Source organism: Peribacillus alkalitolerans (genome assembly GCF_010882125.1).
Classification (GTDB): domain Bacteria; phylum Bacillota; class Bacilli; order Bacillales; family DSM-1321; genus Bacillus_BN; species Bacillus_BN alkalitolerans.
In genome coordinates, this window is the sequence record NZ_JAAGVZ010000014.1 from 67430 (window position 1) to 83513 (window position 16084).

General features: G+C 36.1%; 19 protein-coding genes and 2 pseudogenes. 7 read left to right on the plus strand and 14 right to left on the minus strand.

The window, feature by feature from the left end; all coding sequences use genetic code 11:
* Nucleotides 1–10 precede the first annotated feature (10 nt).
* From G3O09_RS16015 to G3O09_RS16025, 3 genes are read left to right on the plus strand one after another with little or no spacing between them, the layout of a single operon-like run.
* On the plus strand, nt 11–718 hold the full coding sequence (locus G3O09_RS16015) for a response regulator transcription factor (protein ID WP_163102487.1): 708 nt from the start codon (nt 11–13) through the stop codon (nt 716–718).
* Entirely contained in the window at nt 715–1692 is a 978-nt protein-coding gene (locus tag G3O09_RS16020; protein WP_163102488.1) for a sensor histidine kinase, read from the plus strand. The genes G3O09_RS16015 and G3O09_RS16020 overlap by 4 nt, the downstream gene beginning before the upstream one ends.
* Nucleotides 1693–1749: 57 nt before the next feature.
* Nucleotides 1750–2373: a hypothetical protein gene (locus G3O09_RS16025; RefSeq protein WP_163102489.1), complete on the plus strand. Its 624-nt coding sequence runs from the start codon at nt 1750–1752 to the stop codon at nt 2371–2373.
* A gap of 416 nt (nt 2374–2789) precedes the next feature.
* Here G3O09_RS16025 and G3O09_RS16030 read toward each other — a convergent pair whose 3' ends face one another.
* Nucleotides 2790–3344: an MFS transporter gene (locus tag G3O09_RS16030; protein ID WP_163102490.1), complete on the minus strand. Its 555-nt coding sequence runs from the start codon at nt 3342–3344 to the stop codon at nt 2790–2792.
* Nucleotides 3334–4791 carry an FAD-binding oxidoreductase gene (locus tag G3O09_RS16035; RefSeq protein WP_163102491.1) on the minus strand — a complete coding sequence of 486 codons (1458 nt, stop codon included), beginning with the start codon at nt 4789–4791 and terminating at the stop codon, nt 3334–3336. Before G3O09_RS16035 ends, G3O09_RS16030 begins: the two co-directional genes overlap by 11 nt.
* 210 nt (nt 4792–5001) lie before the next feature.
* Here G3O09_RS16035 and G3O09_RS16040 point away from each other — a divergent pair, with 210 nt between their 5' ends.
* Nucleotides 5002–5838, plus strand: coding sequence for an STAS domain-containing protein (locus G3O09_RS16040; protein ID WP_163102492.1), 837 nt, complete (start codon nt 5002–5004; stop codon nt 5836–5838).
* Nucleotides 5839–5896: 58 nt separating this feature from the next.
* Here the strand turns inward: G3O09_RS16040 and G3O09_RS16045 are convergent, their stop codons facing one another.
* The 4 genes from G3O09_RS16045 to G3O09_RS16060 form a co-directional block, all read right to left on the minus strand.
* The gene (locus tag G3O09_RS16045) at nt 5897–6352 is read right to left on the minus strand and encodes a hypothetical protein (RefSeq protein WP_163102493.1); all 456 of its coding nucleotides are present in this window, start codon (nt 6350–6352) and stop codon (nt 5897–5899) included.
* Between the two features lie 170 nt (nt 6353–6522).
* Nucleotides 6523–7167, minus strand: a complete 645-nt coding sequence (locus G3O09_RS16050) for a Type 1 glutamine amidotransferase-like domain-containing protein (RefSeq protein WP_163102494.1) — start codon at nt 7165–7167, stop codon at nt 6523–6525.
* 88 nt (nt 7168–7255) lie between these two features.
* Entirely contained in the window at nt 7256–7642 is a 387-nt protein-coding gene (locus tag G3O09_RS16055; protein WP_163102495.1) for a sporulation protein, read from the minus strand.
* A 429-nt stretch (nt 7643–8071) separates the two neighbouring features.
* On the minus strand, nt 8072–8938 hold the full coding sequence (locus G3O09_RS16060; protein WP_240338466.1) for a GNAT family N-acetyltransferase: 867 nt from the start codon (nt 8936–8938) through the stop codon (nt 8072–8074).
* A 181-nt stretch (nt 8939–9119) separates the two neighbouring features.
* Here G3O09_RS16060 and G3O09_RS16065 point away from each other — a divergent pair, with 181 nt between their 5' ends.
* Nucleotides 9120–9653 carry a YceI family protein gene (locus G3O09_RS16065; RefSeq protein ID WP_163102496.1) on the plus strand — a complete coding sequence of 178 codons (534 nt, stop codon included), beginning with the start codon at nt 9120–9122 and terminating at the stop codon, nt 9651–9653.
* 135 nt (nt 9654–9788) lie between these two features.
* On the opposite strand, the gene G3O09_RS16070 is transcribed toward G3O09_RS16065, so the two are convergent.
* Nucleotides 9789–10547 (minus strand): TrmB family transcriptional regulator, encoded by a 759-nt coding sequence (locus tag G3O09_RS16070; protein ID WP_163102497.1) that lies wholly within the window; start codon nt 10545–10547, stop codon nt 9789–9791.
* Nucleotides 10548–10687: 140 nt separating this feature from the next.
* On the opposite strand from G3O09_RS16070, the gene G3O09_RS16075 reads away from it, so the two are divergent.
* Nucleotides 10688–11857, plus strand: a complete 1170-nt coding sequence (locus tag G3O09_RS16075) for an MFS transporter (protein ID WP_163102498.1) — start codon at nt 10688–10690, stop codon at nt 11855–11857.
* A 27-nt stretch (nt 11858–11884) separates the two neighbouring features.
* Here the strand turns inward: G3O09_RS16075 and G3O09_RS16080 are convergent, their stop codons facing one another.
* Entirely contained in the window at nt 11885–12526 is a 642-nt protein-coding gene (locus G3O09_RS16080) for a FusB/FusC family EF-G-binding protein (RefSeq protein WP_163102499.1), read from the minus strand.
* 196 nt (nt 12527–12722) lie between these two features.
* The gene (locus tag G3O09_RS16085; protein WP_163102500.1) at nt 12723–12986 is read right to left on the minus strand and encodes a CD3324 family protein; all 264 of its coding nucleotides are present in this window, start codon (nt 12984–12986) and stop codon (nt 12723–12725) included.
* Between the two features lie 388 nt (nt 12987–13374).
* On the opposite strand from G3O09_RS16085, the pseudogene G3O09_RS16090 reads away from it, so the two are divergent.
* Nucleotides 13375–13590 (plus strand): annotated as a pseudogene (locus G3O09_RS16090) (SDR family NAD(P)-dependent oxidoreductase); the annotation flags it as partial.
* 40 nt (nt 13591–13630) lie between these two features.
* Here the strand turns inward: G3O09_RS16090 and G3O09_RS16095 are convergent.
* From G3O09_RS16095 to G3O09_RS16115, 5 genes and pseudogenes are all read right to left on the minus strand, one after another.
* Nucleotides 13631–13963, minus strand: a complete 333-nt coding sequence (locus G3O09_RS16095; protein ID WP_163102502.1) for a DUF1048 domain-containing protein — start codon at nt 13961–13963, stop codon at nt 13631–13633.
* The gene (locus tag G3O09_RS16100; RefSeq protein WP_163102503.1) at nt 13960–14313 is read right to left on the minus strand and encodes a DUF1048 domain-containing protein; all 354 of its coding nucleotides are present in this window, start codon (nt 14311–14313) and stop codon (nt 13960–13962) included. Before G3O09_RS16100 ends, G3O09_RS16095 begins: the two co-directional genes overlap by 4 nt.
* A gap of 72 nt (nt 14314–14385) precedes the next feature.
* A pseudogene (locus G3O09_RS16105) lies at nt 14386–14579 on the minus strand (PadR family transcriptional regulator); the annotation flags it as partial.
* 395 nt (nt 14580–14974) lie between these two features.
* A complete protein-coding gene (locus G3O09_RS22540; protein ID WP_163102504.1) occupies nt 14975–15433 on the minus strand; it encodes a DUF3955 domain-containing protein in 459 nt (152 codons plus the stop codon).
* Nucleotides 15430–15906 (minus strand): RNA polymerase sigma factor, encoded by a 477-nt coding sequence (locus tag G3O09_RS16115; RefSeq protein WP_045520132.1) that lies wholly within the window; start codon nt 15904–15906, stop codon nt 15430–15432. Before G3O09_RS16115 ends, G3O09_RS22540 begins: the two co-directional genes overlap by 4 nt.
* Nucleotides 15907–16084 lie beyond the last annotated feature (178 nt).

The following is a 16084-nucleotide window of genomic DNA, read 5'->3' on the forward strand; positions in this document are numbered from 1 at the left end:
GGTGTGAAAAATGAAATTACCAATTTTTATTATCGAAGATGATATAAAGCTAGCAGAATTACTAACCAAAAAGTTAAATCAAAATGATTTTGAGACCGAGGTTTTTAACGGAACCGAGAATATCCTAGGGGCAATCGAAGTAAAAAAACCTGCACTCATCCTTTTAGACATTGAACTTCCCAAATTTGACGGATTTTATTGGTGCAGACAAATACGCACCATAACTACATGCCCTATCATCTTTATTACAGCACGAGCCGGTGACATGGAGCAAATTTTGGCTTTAGAACAAGGAGCAGATGACTATGTCACTAAACCATTTCATACCGATGTGTTAATGGCGAAGATTAGGAGTCATCTAAGGCGTTCTCTAGGTGAGTATGCTAGTTTAGCCTCCGAAAGAAAGATTGAATTCCAAGGAATCAACCTCTTTCCAGAGAGATTAGAAGTAAGCTTTAACGGAAGAACGACTCTTTTAACTTATAAAGAATCCAGACTATTAGAATGTTTATTGAAAAAAGCTCCCCATATCGTTTCAAGAGATTCTTTATTCGAAGCACTATGGGATGATGAAGGTTGGGTCGATGAAAACACATTGAATGTAAACGTCAATCGTGTAAGAAAGAAATTAGCTTCGGAGCTAATGCTTGATGATTGCATTGAAACAATACGTGGTGCAGGCTACAGACTGTATAAAAAAGAGAGTGCTCCGTCATGAGGCTTTTTTTAAAGGATCAACTTGTCTTTATCCTGTTTTTTATCTTCCAGACGTTTGTCATGTGGGGAATATTTTATTTAGATGGATACGGAAATAGCAAAGTAGCATGGTATGTTCTATTGTTACAAACCGTCTTTATTGTCTTATTTCTAACCATTAGGTATTATTTAACCTTCTCTCTTTATAAACAGTTAGAAAGACCAGAAGAGGATATTATTCTCCAAGGTCCCCACCCCCTTATTAAACAGACAGAAAAGTGGATCTCGACTATTCACGAAAAACACCAAAACGAAAAAATGGAATCTGAAACTAAGCGGAACCGCCATCTTCAATTTATTCATCAATGGGTCCACCAAATGAAGACGCCTTTATCCGTCATTCAATTACTCACGGAAGATAAAATGGAGGAAGAAGATTGGAAAAATGTGCGTGAAGAGGCTGAAAGATTAGAAAAAGGGTTGAAAATGGCTTTATATACTGCCAGGTTTGAACAGTTTGAAGAGGACTTTCGGATCAAACAAGTTTCCATATCAGAACTCGTCCAACAATCCATCCGTGAAAATAAGCGCTTGTTCATTATGAATCAAGTGTTTCCTGAAGTAAGCTTAGTGAAGGAGGATTTTGTTTATACAGATCCAAAGTGGCTTTCTTTTATATTAGAACAGTTAATTCATAATGCAGTGAAATACTCATCTGGAAAAGGCAAACGAATCAAAATCGATATTACCCAAGAACTTAATAATTGGAATTTAACCATCCATGATGAAGGAATCGGTATACCTGCTCAAGATCTAAAGCAAATATTCCGTCCATTTTATACAGGTGAGAATGGAAGGATCAGTCGTGAATCAACGGGCATGGGGTTATTCTTGGTCTCTGAAATTTCTAAGCGTCTAGGAATTCAAGTTCAAATCGATTCTGTTCAAGGACAAGGAACGGATGTTTCCTTAATCATACCTACAAGACCATTTTGATAAATCCAGATATTATGTGCGATAATGATGGACGTAATTATTTATTCGGAGGACGATATGGCTACACTAAAACAATACTCACTACTATTCGTTCTATGCGTATTTATAGGTTTAGTAGCAGGATTCTATTCCATCCCTTTTCCAACTCTGGTACCTATTCTCATACTCTTGGCCACTCTTGTAATCTTTGTGCCACTTGTGAACCATTTATATCTGACGAAGAACATGGAAAGGGTTGAAAGGTTTTTAAAGGCGCGATTCAAACAACCCATTTTCTCTTTTTACTATTTCCTTGCCAATAATCAAATGGAAGAAGCTCACGATGCCCTTTTGCTAGTCCTTAAAAAGTATCGTTCTCCTCAATATCAAGCCGCCTATAAGCTAGCCTTCGCACTTGGAAAAAATGACTTGAGCTCCGAACAAGGAGCGGTTGAGCAACTGAAACATAAGCAACTGAAAATCTATTACGAAGGATTGCTAGCTGTTGAACTGAGAGATTTTGAGACGGCCGAAGAAAAAGCTAACCAAGCATCTAAACCTTGGATGAAAGAAGTTATTTTAGCCAAGCTACACGGGAAGCAAGGAAATGAAGAAGACGAAAAATCTCATATTGAAAAAGCCATTTCACTCACTCGTGGATTACAGCGCTATTTATTGGTGAAATGGAAAAAGCGCCCATAACAATAAAAGGATGGTACAAAGCATAGTCGTGATTTGCTTTGTACCATCCTCTTTTACATTTATCATAAGCTTTATTTTAGAAGCTCTGTTAAATCTTATTGTTGATTTCTCCACTTAGTTGATTGGAGTGGAAGGCACTTGACTCCTGCGGGAGCAGCGGGACAGGTGAGACCCCACAGGCGCAGTGCACCGAGGAGGCTCACCGCCGCCCGCCCCGCGGAAAGCAAGTGCCTGGTACGGAAATCAACAGCTCCGTTTAACAGAGCCATTTTAGAAAAAATTCTCTAACCTCTTTCCAATTGTTAACCTTGTATAACCTTTTTCGTTCATATAAAAAGGGGAGGTAAATATGCCCTTGCCTTTAAATTTTTCAAAATGCTTAATATTGTCGTGTATGAGATAATCTAGCTTGAATCCTAGTTATTTTCATTCACCTCAATACGCCACAAAAACAAACCACTTCCAAACAGAAATGCCGAGCTTATATAGAAGAGATAATCGATCGTAAAAAAATCGATTAGGAAGCCGCTTCCCATAATGGCTAACCCAGAAAAGATCGTTGTCCAAAAGTGATAGTTCCCCAACATAGTACCCCGCTTTGACGTGTCAGTGTACTCCGCAAGCAATGCCTTTTCACTATTTTTTTGAACTGCGCCTAAGCAGCCAAATAATATCTGAAACAAATATACCTGCCATAGTTCTGAAATGGAAGGAATCCATAAAAAAGCAAACGCCATGCCAAAAGAATGTCCCATTAAAAAATAATGCTTAGGATAACGGTCCTGCCATTTTCCTAATGGGAGATAGAACAGTGCCGAACTCACTGTAAACAGCCCATATGCTAAGCCGAATTGAGTATAACTTGTTCCTACACCTTTAATAAATAATAGGTAAAAAGGAAAAGCCATATTCATACCCAGCATGGCAAGGTTTTGTGAATGTATTAGGTAATGGTAGTTTTTATTTTTCATCGGTTATATATCTTTCATAGAAATAATTGTAGAATCTTTCTTCCGGATCATATTTTTGTTTCAACTGATAGAATTGGTCCTTGTTAGGATACACCTTCTCCATTTGCACTCTAGATGGATATTCCTGATAAGCTAAATAATACGTTCCGCCCAATTCGTGTGCAGCATCCACCATATCTTGGGTAGCCATTCGAACCTTTTCCCTTTCCTTTTTGGAAAAGCCTTGGTTAATGTAAAGTGCCAACGAAATACTATCATCAATGGCATAAGATAAAATGGTATCATGATTTTCTTTTACATACCTGACACTCACGTTAAAAAGGTTGATGTCATTCCGTACGACAATCTCTCTCATCTCATCGACAAATCTAGGAAATTGTTCAACTGGGATAAAATATTCTTGGAGTAAATCCGTATCCTTGGTTGACTCGTATTCCAAAAATTTGATTTCTGGCCTCATTGCATTGTTTCTAGAAATCAGGTCATACGAACCGTCTTTATATAATAGACTTTGAACGTCCCAGATCCGCTCCCTGCCCCACTCTGAATGCCGTGATAAACCAAATAAAAACTTGTTTCGTGCCACGTTTTTTTCATTCTTAAGGTCAGAATAGTCTTGTAATGTTTCTCCATTACTCTCGTTAATCGATTTATAATCCATCGTATACATTTCTTTTAAAAAGGAACTCTTGGCTGTGGACAAGCGTGCAATATGCATCTTATAATCTTTAGTTTCTAACAGATGCAGGATATGTGAAGGATACTTTTCGTAGGAGACATTTTGATATTCAAGTCTATATAACTCGTCATCTGTTAATTGTAGGTCTACATCCAATATGACCCCAAATAACCCATACCCACCTATTACCGACTTGAATAACTCAGCATTTTCATTTCTACTAACGTTCAGGATGGTTCCATCTGCCATTAAAAGTCGGAATGAATTAACAGTGTTAATGATTGGACCATATACGATGTCACGACCATGCGCATTTGCGCTCAGGGAACCTCCGACTGTAAAAATATTGGAAGATTGCATAACTTTTATGGATAGTCCATAAGGATTGATATACTCCTGAATATCTTTCCAAGTCGTCCCAGATTGAACTCGGATGGTTTTCTTTTCTTGATTGAGATCCAAAATTTTATTATAGCCCGTCATATCTAATACCAATGCATCTTTATAATACGTATGACCACCTTGCGTATGCTTGGCGCCAGATATGGACACTTTCAGCTTCTCCTTTTGCGCAACTTGAAGTGCTTCAACTAAAACAGACTCTTCTTTTCCTCCGATGACCTCTTTCACCCTGACTGGGTGAAGCCGACTAACATCCTGTATCACTAATGGATCCTTGATTGTTTCATTGTCTCTGGCTAAGACAAACCACATCGTTGAAAGATATAAAAAAGTAATTACTAAAATAAACAAGGTTTTCTTTCTCATTTCTTCCCCCCTTACTTCCCTAGATACTACGTTATTTCCATCATAAATTAGACTTCTCTGATAGCATATTGTTTTTATTATTTTTATACAGCCTCAGATATAGTTATTTCTGAAAATCCTTGATCACTATATATTCAAAACAATTTGTATTTTCTTTCCTATATCGTATAATCTTTAAAATAGACATACTAAAAAATGAAGGGGAACGTCATGGAAAAGAACCTAGCGTTGAGAGGCTTTTTTAAAGAGCATGCGAATCAATTGACCGAGGAATGGTACGCTACTTTGGAAGATCATGATCCTAAGTCCGTGTATTCTGCGACCGACCCAAAAATCGTAGAAACACTAAAACAGCAAAATAATGAATTTCATCATTATGTTAACGATATTTTCGTCGAAGAAGAATCTAGTTTCTTTACTAGATTTAATAGTTGGATTGTCAAAATAGCCCAAGATAGTCAACATGCTGTGACACCGATACATTATATCGTTCGTGAATTCATTCGAACACGTGAGCAATATTTAGATTACCTTAAGAAGTTCATAGAACAATACCCTGAAGTGGTTCCTCAATGTCAAAAAGAAGAATGGAATCGTTTAGTCATTCGTGTCATTGATATTACGATTACTAGATTCATTGAAGAGTACTATAAACATTCCAATACCTTATTAGAAGCTCAACAGGATATGATTAATGAATTAAGCTCTCCTGTCATATCCCTTAAAGGAAGCACTGCTTTACTTCCTTTAGTCGGAGACATCGATACTTCACGTGCCAAGAGACTTATCGAAAACACACTCCAACAATGTACGGATAAAGGCGTATCACATCTATTCATTGATCTATCAGGAGTTGTTATGGTCGATACAATGGTAGCCAATCAAATCTTTCAATTAATGGAAGCCTTGCGTATGTTAGGGGTTAATACCACCCTCTCTGGGATCCGGCCTGAAATTGCTGCAACTGCTATACAATTAGGCCTTTCTTTTGAAAATGTAAAAATTACCTCTACCCTTTCACAAGCTATTACGTTAAGTGAAAAATAAAGACAAAAGCTCAAAAGGATGATTTTTCACCTCTTGAGCTTTTTAATATCCATATGGTTTATACAATTTCTTTAAAAGTGGGGTGGATTCTAATGACATGGTCGTACCCACTTTCATCATTAACCAATTCAATGACAGACCAGTTCAAAGAAAGATTGTCACAAAGCGACTCTAATTCTTTGGTTGAGAGCTTCACATCATGAAAATAATCCACTCCATCTTCATAATCTTCATTAGGGTTCAACCCATATTTGACTCGAAGAAGAGTTCTTAAACCGCCTTTTGTAAGGAACTTTATTTTATATCCATCGTTTACGATTTTTTTAAACTCATCCTTATTCCAGTGATAGTAATCGGCCAAATCAGCCCATTCTGACAGTCCTTCAAGGACTTCGTGGAACCTCGAATAATCCCTTTCTTCCAATAGCCTCATTATTTCATCGTTTGTTAAACCATTGGATTTAACTGTTTCTAGTAATAATGCGACGTGCACAGAAATTCTAACTTTCTCCATGAAAACGCTTCCTCCCAATTTTTAAATTAACCAGACTTCGAATAATAAAAAAAGATACTTAAAGGCCATTATTATAACGTCATTTTAAGTATCTCTCTTGTATAGACCTTTTTCAATACATCATTTTGCCACATGAACTTCTTTATACCAATTGTTGTTTGGACGATGATTCATTCATATTTGCTGCCCCTTTGAATACAAATTATATCCCCATAAGATTCTACTGTTTCTCCCACTACAACCAAACCATTGCCATCCTGACATGCATATACACTTTTATGATTTTGTGTAGAATAAGCGACTAACTCCTCAATTGAATGAACACCATCCCAGTGTGGCATAAAGTCAAAATCCACTAAATCCAGTGAATCCAAATCGGTTAAACCATTTTCATTTTCATCGATTAACCCCGCAATTTGAATGTTCGAGGACATTATAATTCCCCCAGCACTCATTCCGATTAAAAGCTTTCCTTGATCAACAACATCTCTAATAAGAGAAAGGACATTTTTTACTTTTAAGTTTTCAAGAAAACAAAAAGTATTTCCACCTGATAGATAAATAGCATCACAATGAAGTAACTCATCTATTAGTCTTTCATCATAATCTTCATCTAAATCAAAATACAAAAACTCTTGAAATCCAAGACGATTAAAGTGTAGTTTGGCAGCCGAAAAATACTTTCGTTCCCTATCTAGTTGAGAGGGGATATAACCTAGCTTTGCGGAAGGTTTTCCTAATAATTCTTGTATTTTCTTTTCTAGTAGAAAATTGCCTTCGATATTCAAGTCGCTTAACAGGACCAACTTTTTCATGTGCCTCTCCCCTTTTCAACTAGGATTATACCTATATTTGGAAGTTATATTAATATTAGTTTTACTAGGGGAGCTAAACCCTCTATATTTATACGATTTTTATAAAGTCTTGATCTCTGCTCTCGATCCCTTCGTTAAAGGCTAACTTTGTTTTAAAACGATATGAAATTTCTTCTGAAGAAACTGGAATAGTGGTAGGAAGCTTGAAAGTAAACTCCACTTTGTTCAGTTCATCAGACTCAATCTGTCTAGTAGATAGGATATTCGTAGAATCGATAACCTCTTCGTTTCCATCTAACTCATTTATCATCACCAAATCACATTCGATTCGTTTGATTTGTTGTTCAACAGTTCCACCCTTAATCATAAAATGACCATGAATATGTTCTCCACGCCTGTACTCTTCCTTTGGCAAGATCAGGTCTACACTAGCCGAGCCTACACCTAAAAGTGACATATATTTTCTTAGTATCACATTAAACCCTCCTAAAATTATCAATTAGTACTCTTCGAATAGCGTCACTTAAAGAAAAGTGAAAAAGTACAAAAAAACCTTCACCGTTTAGGTAAAGGTTTATACTCGCATATGGATGCCTTTACCCGATGGCAAAGGTCTTGCTAACAACAAACTGTTGCCAATAAAGCCGAGAGTCACTAACTCTGGAATGACGACTTTATTGTAAAAGCTACTCCCCTTTAGGAGATATACAATTCTATGAATCAATTATTAGAAAACTTGGGCTAGTGCCAAGCATTAGCTCCGGCAATTGCCTAGTTGCTCTTACACTATCTTCCTACTTACGACCCCAACGTCGAGCTACTTCTAGGTTTTCGTAAGATAAAGATAGTATATTTAATCCTTATTCCATTGTCAATGTGATTATTACTACACTTCAACTATTTATTATGCCTGAGCAGTCATTGGATGTTTAAATTTTGTAGTCAAGGATATGCCTTCTTTTGTTTTTATGAACAAAACTTCACTCCCAACATACTTCTCAGTCTTCAATTTTATTTCTTTAAATTCAGGAGTAAAGTGAAAGACTACCTTTTTCGTTTTAGAACTTGCAATCCTTTTTAAGATTCTATGAATATGAACCTCTGATTTACTGATTATATCGTAAATATGCAATGTTTCTTCATCAACCTGGTAGATGACTATAACATCCTCATCCCCCAGATAATAAATATCCTCACTAAATACATTTAAGCTGTAGAACATAAGGAGTTCCTGTGTATCGTATGAAGAGAATAAATTTGATACGGGCATTCTTTCAGCCGCAAATTGGTACAGAAAATCCCGATCACTTTCGATGTTTAATTTTTTCACATTACTACCATCAGGGACAGTGGGAATGTAATTCATATAATACTGGCATTCATCCACAGCCTTGAATCCAAATTTCGGATAATAGTCCAAAACGGAATGATTGGCAAATAAGTACAGTATGTCATACTCATCCTCAAATTCTTCTAATACATGTTCCATCAACTTTTTTGAAACACCATTTCCTCTGAAATCGGGGTGAGTCATGACGGTTCCTATCTGCAAGCTCTTCATCTTGGCTCCATTCACGATTAGCCCGACCTTGTTCACTGAAACATTAGCTATTACCTTATCCCCAATTAAGAACGAGAAAGGCAGGTATTTATCTGTCCAATATCCACATTGAAACCAGCTTTCAAATCTAATCCCAAAAACTTCTTGCGCAAGTTCAAAAAAACTATTTCTAATACTAGGATTATCTTTATAATTTTTTTTGAATTCCACCTATCTCACTCCCATCTTTTTACACTTTCATTAATCATACCGAATATAAATAAATCATAAAAGAAATTGATTATATTCAAGTATTCCACTAAGAATAATTTATTTTCCTATTGCATTTAATGGAATATCCGTGCGATAATTATCTCGAATTAAAAACTTTTTAAATAAAGGGGAATTTACTTTGGGGAAAAATACTTGGGCACTTGATACAACACATAGCAGCATCGATTTTTCAATTCGACATATGATGGTAAGTAACGTGAAAGGATCATTTAACTCCTTCTCAGCGACTATTGAAGCTGATCCAACTGATTTAACGACTGCAGTCATCCAATTCGCGATTGATCTTGAAAGTGTAGATACTCGCAATGCTGATCGTGATAATCATCTACGTACGGCTGACTTCTTTGATATTGAAAAATACCCACAATTAACGTTTGTTGCTACTAACATCGTTAAAACAGGCGAAAATGAATACGATGTTACGGGTGACGTATCTTTACATGGTGTGACTCGTCCAGAAAAGTTCGTTGTAACGTTTGAAGGAGCAGGTAAGGATCCATGGGGTAACGAAAAGGCTGGCTTCAGTGGAAAAGGCAGCATCAACCGTAGCGATTACGGCTTAACTTGGAACGCTGCTTTAGAAACTGGTGGAATTTTAGTTGGAGACCAAGTGAAAATCTCACTTGAAATCCAAGCTGCTAAACAAGCATAATAACAATCAAAAAAGGCTGATCCTAAAAAAATTTAGGATCAGCTTTTTTTAATAGTAGATAGTATTATTTTTTATAATTAGAGCAGTGTCTAGCTTCGACGCACAGGACGTGCTAAGCGGGCGCTTGCTCTTTTCTTAATACCTCAAATTTAACAGCACTTCTCGAACCTCTTCATCATCCATAACAATATCTCTATACTTTTGAGTAATTTTGGTTAATGCGACATCATGATAGAAAAACTCTGTAAAAAACTTTACCAATGGTTGCGATTGAGTGCGAATCGCTTGCCATTTCAATTCTTCAATCCCAGCAAATATCACTTCTTGTTCATCGACAATCAAGATGCGACTTTTCTCAAGATGTGCGTGTTCCTGATCAGGGATTAAGGTTGATATGTTTGGTATGTTTGTGGTTATTTCGCCAATGACATGGATGTTTATGTTCACTCCTTGGCTAAATTTTTCTTCTAATATAGGTAGATATAAAGTTAAATCATCCGCCCACCCAGAAATCACTATAGACCGCTCTGCTTGATGCAACAAGTCCTTCAGTATTGATTGAATGGAGTGGTTATCTTTCAACGTCCACACACGATCGTCACTTAGCGTTTCTTTTATTTGAGTATCCTTCAATTTTTGCACATTGGATTCAAAATCAGCTTTAAGCTTTTCAATCGTGGCATCTAATGACAGAGCCGTATATAAGCGTTTTTTTTCTACTGTCGATTCTAATATCAAACCTTTTTCAGACAGACGATGTAAGACTTCATATACTTTTGACCTTGGTACTTCCGAACGTTTGACAATACCTGTAGCGTCTAATGGTTGATCTACCGTTATTAATGATTGATAGACCTGACTTTCGTATTGTGTAAACCCGAATTGTTGAAGCATTGTTTTGGACTCCTTAATAACCATTTGTTAATAACATTATCATAGCATAGCCATTCCCTTTGTATAAATTTACCCTTGTTGACGCCTTTATAAAATGTTACTCTTTTAGTGGTAACTAACTAGAGAGGTGTCAGATAACTATGAATAAACGTGTTTACTTATTAACGATTGTCTCGTTTGTAGTTGGGATGGTCGAATTGATTATAGGCGGTGTCTTGGACTTAGTCGCAAAGGATTTACATGTAACGATTGGAAAGGCAGGATTGTTAATCTCTATTTTTTCACTCGTTTTCGCAATAGCCGCTCCTGTTTTATTAACCTTGACGGCAAAAATGGAGCGTAAACGTCTAACTTTACTTTCCTTATTGGTCTTTTTCCTTGGGAATGGACTTGCAGTTTTCAGTACAACTTACACGATGTTATTGATCTCACGAATCGTTTCTGCCGTGAGTGGCTCTTTACTAGTGGTCTTATGTGTCACAATTGCCTCCAATATAGTGGCTGAAAAATATAGAGCCCGTGCAATTGGTGTAGTCTTTATGGGCATTAGTGCCTCATTAGTATTAGGGATTCCTATTGGACTGATGTTAGGAAATACATTTGGCTGGAAGGCACCATTTATATTAATTACTGTCTTAACCCTTCTTTCGATGGCTGGAGTTTATTTCTTTATGGATCAAATTCATCCTAAACCATCCATTCCATTGAAGGAGCAATTACGCACGTTAAAAAATCGTAAAATATTCTATGCTCAATTGACTTCCTTCCTCTTCTTGACGGGTCACTTGACGTTTTATGGATATTTAACTCCTTTCTTAAAAGATACGATGGGTCTCAATGGCACTTGGGTAAGCATCGTGTATTTAATTTTTGGTTTTGCAGCTGTTGTAGGTGGAGGGGTAGGAGGTACTCTTGCGGATCGATTTGGTACAAAATCAACCATTTTAGGAGTGATTGTTGTATTTGCACTATCTATTTTCTCGATACCATTTACAACCACTTCAATGCCTTTATTCTTGGGGGTAATGGTCATCTGGAGCATGCTTAGCTGGGCCATAACACCAGCCATGCAAAGCTATCTAATTGAGTCTGCTCCTGAATCATCGGATATTCAACAAAGTTTAAACAATTCGGCACTTCATTTCGGTATTGCGTTCGGCTCTTTAATTGGAGGGATTGTAATTGAACAGTCCTCTGTAGAATTCAATCCGACTGTGGGTGGTCTCTTTATTATTTTTGCATTAGCGACAGCATTTATTTCAATGGGTAGGGTAAAGGTAAAAGCGTGGTTCACTACTGAAGCAAATTAATCGAAAGAAGCTGAATCGGGAATTGATTCAGCTTCTTTTAATGTGATCAATAAATGCATGTAACTTTTCTAGATTAATCATATTTTGATTACATTTTTGACTATCTTGGCAAATATAGTTCCCTCGTTTAATAAAAGTCCCTTGAACAGAGCCTTTAGTTTCAGAAATAAACATCCCCAATTCTTCGAATCGATTACATAACGCACATATTCCTTTATGGTTTGAAAGTCTAAACGATCCGTGCAAGCCAATCAGTTTATTTTGATAAAGGGCTACCATATATTTTCTATTTGTACCCTTGTCATTCCAACCTAAGTATGAAATCTCTTTCCAATCTATATTTTCCAAAATTGGAACCTTTAGCATCTTTGCCTTCGGAAATAATTTTTTTATCGTTTGCTCCGAAACCTTCTTAAAAGGGATAACAAATGGGTGTATTTGGGTTAAGTAGATTTCCGCATCCACGTGATTCTCAACATGACTGATAGGATTTAATAACTGGGTTTGTTCATCATTCATGTCGGTAAACAAATTGAATACTTTTTCTGTAGCAAGCGTTTTTAGTGCTCGAAGTACATTTTTATCGTTTACAGTAGAATGTCCATTCATTAATAGCTGGGTTTGTGCATTGATAAAGTTATACTGGTCACTTCTTATAAAAGGTTCCATTCTCACCCCTCCTACTCTGTTTCTATTTTAATAATTTATCATGATAGAAAAAATGGAGAAAATGGGTATGAATCATTTTTTACATAATTTGCGAGTCTCATGGCTAAGATAAAGACACATATACTCTATACTTTATATAAACGTGCAAATTTAATATGTAAAAAAGCACTGATTCGTAATCAGCGCTTTTTGTCATTTATTTTGAGTAAACAATTTTTTTGATTGTTTCACTGGAGAGGAAATATTCTTCCGCTAATTCATGTATCGTTCTACCATTCTTAAATGAATGTTTGATAGCTACATTTCGATTATCTAATAGCTTTCTCCCACCAGAACGAGTTCCCCACTTTTGATGGGCATTTTCTGGTTTAGGAATATAAATGGTTTCCCCTTGAACATACTTTTGGATTTCTATAATTAGTTTCTCAGGTAATATTGTAGTTGCTTTTACATACTTCATTTCTGCCAGCCCCTTATTTATTTTTAGGAAAAAAGAATAAGGTGCAAAGCCTAAGAAATTAGAATAATAAAGCACAACCTTTTCTAGGGCGATATTAAATTAATTCAAAGTCCACCCCATGCAAAGTATCGCCTTTCTAAAACTAGGCTTTGCATGAGTAGCTGGAGTCCCTGACAATCTATTCTTAGTTGCCATTTTTCCACCTCCTTATAGAATATTTATAATATTCCATAATCTGTATTATAGAATAAAAAACACATGATTTCACTTTCCCAACGCTTTCTCCATCAAAAATTGTAGTGTCAATTCGTAAAATCGTTGCAGGAAAAATGATTTTAATGGATTAAAATAGATATAGTGCCACATGACTATCTAAAAGAGGATTATTATGTTTAACCATACAAACAAAAAATTGGCTGTCATTACAGGGGTTACTCAAGGATTAGGACGCGCTATGGTTGATCGGTTTGATGAACTAGGCTGGACCATAGCTGGCTGTGGTCGATCAGAAGAGAAAATTAAGCAACTTCGAAGTCAGTTTGATAGTAAACACCATTTCCAAACTATTGACGTTTCAGATGAAATGGCTGTATCTACCTGGGCAAAGCCCGATAGAATTTTGCCGTCAAGTACTACGTTCCTTTCTATTTTTTCATAGCCTTATCGACTTTTTGATTGACCGATTCTTGATAGAGATCAGCGTAAGTTTTTGACTCTTCAATCAGCGCATCGCAGAAAGCAGCAACGTCTGTTCCTGTGACTTCAAGTACACCTTTCCCAGCAGCTGCGCCATCTTCAAAGAAGCTGAGAATTTCCGAGAGCAGTCCGATACCTTCGTTTAGCTCAACAGGACCGACTTTGAAGAGATATTTTTGGATCTCTTTATAGACAATTTGGTAATCTTGTGGAAGCGCTTTGACACGCGAAACATGGGCTCTCCATTCTTTTTTGCCTTCGATGATTTTTTTGATACTCATTTTAATCCTCCTAATTTTCTTGCTACGTTCTTGTTGAGTTGGTCACGCCATTTATCTCTATAAGTTTTTGCGCCTTCGTCACCAACAAGCGCTGCGCAGAATCCTTTGAGATCATTTCCTAGTACTTCTTCGACGCTCTGGCCGTCGGCTGATGTAACTTCAAGCAGTTCAAGAGCACTGTCAAGAATCGGCATCAGATTACGACCGGTGAAATCTCCGTGAATCCAGAGATTACTTTTAATTTCATTCCAAGCAGTTTGATATTCAGATGGCAAGACTTTTGCTCGTGCTTCAAAACCTTTCATTTCTTTAGTCATATCGCTACCGGTTATTTTTTCTAAAAAATTCATTGTAGTCTCCTTTAAGATACTAAGCTGTTCAGCAAAGTTCTATTATTTAATCGCATCGTTGAGTTTTTGACGTTGCTTATCAATATCCACCCGTTTATTTTTTTCGAGCAGCATCGTGATGGTGTAAACTGTTCCCTCCACAATGTCGCTAAAGCCCAGTGCTCGCAGTTGCCGCGTGATTTCATAGCTGTAGGTTTCGCCACGGCTGATAATTCCAGCATGCAGCCCTCAAGTACCCCTTTCAGCATTTCCGTAATATTTTCCAACTATAACCCCCCATTTGTATTTTTCTAAATCTTATTTAGTACTATGTGGCACAGGTATTTAGCGTTACAGATATTTAGTGATACTCATTACTAGTATATAGTAATGCAGAATAGCTTTGTTTGTCAAGAATAAAAATACACGAAAAAAAAACCATTATTACGGGCTCTCGAAATTCACAAAAAAAGCATGATACTAATTTGTTACAAGGCGTTGAGTCAATTATTTTGATGGAATTGTTGTTTTAGGGATAGATTTTTCAATAAGTTTGTGAAGAAATGTACTTAAACTTTCCTGCCCCGTTTGTTCAATAAAAAAAAGTCGCAAATTCGACTTTTGATCTTGTACAACTAACGCATGCGTTAGTTGTATAAGAAAATTTTTTATTGAAGATGAGTTACTTATTTCTTTTTTTACTATAAACAAAAACTAATAATGATACACCGAATGTGAATACGCCCAAAAATCCAATCAAAAATCCCATAGGGATTAAGAAGAAAGGTTCTGAAAGTGTACCATCAGGTAAAACTTTTGAGCCTATTATATTAAAACTTACCAAGCAACCTATACCTGCTAAGATGAATAAACTTCCAAATATATTTAATATGCGAGTTAAGGCTTTATTATATGATTTCATTTTTTCATTCTCCCACTTGTCTGCTATTTTTTTTATAGTTTGTTTCTCGTCTTTTTCGTCTTTTGTAATAATTAATTCACTATCCATTAACTGAAGTTCTTTTTGACACTTTTCACAACTTGATAAATGATCTTCTACAAGTATGACACTTTCTTTGCTACATACTCGATCGTGGTAAAGTGGTAATAAATCATTAATTACTTCACAAGAAATTTTCATGTTATGCTCCCCTTTATTTTTGTTTTTGCTCGATAATACGTGACCCTTGCCCAGCTCTCTGTCTTTTCAAATAATTCCCCAATTTGTGAGAATGATAGTTCCCCAAATGTTCTTAAGCTAAAAACTTCTTTATAAGGCTCATTTAGCTCATGCACAAGTTTATGGATTTGAAATGCAGTCTCCTTATTACCTAATCTTTCTTCAAAACTTTTATCATCCGTTATTTTTTCAAGAGTCATATTTTGATCAAAACGAGATTCTTTTTTCAGATGTGTATATAAAGAGTTTTTAGCAATTTGGCACAGCCAAACACTTAACTTACATTCACCATTAAAAGTATCAATACTATTAAGTGCTTTGAAAAAAGTTTCTTGCGTAATGTCTTCTGAAAGAGTTGCATTTTTACATAAAGTAAATACGTATTTATAAACTGTACCAAAATATTGATTATAAACTTCATTAAATTCTGTCACCTTATCACCACACTTTCATATGTAAGACTCTTTAAACACAAAAACGTTACAAAAAATATTTTCTTAATTAATATATATTCCTTCATTTCTTGTTCAACTATCCTGCCCCTTTACTTCAATAAGCGAGGGAGCTACCATCACGACAAATCCTTCTATCGATCAAGCACCTGTTTGTTAA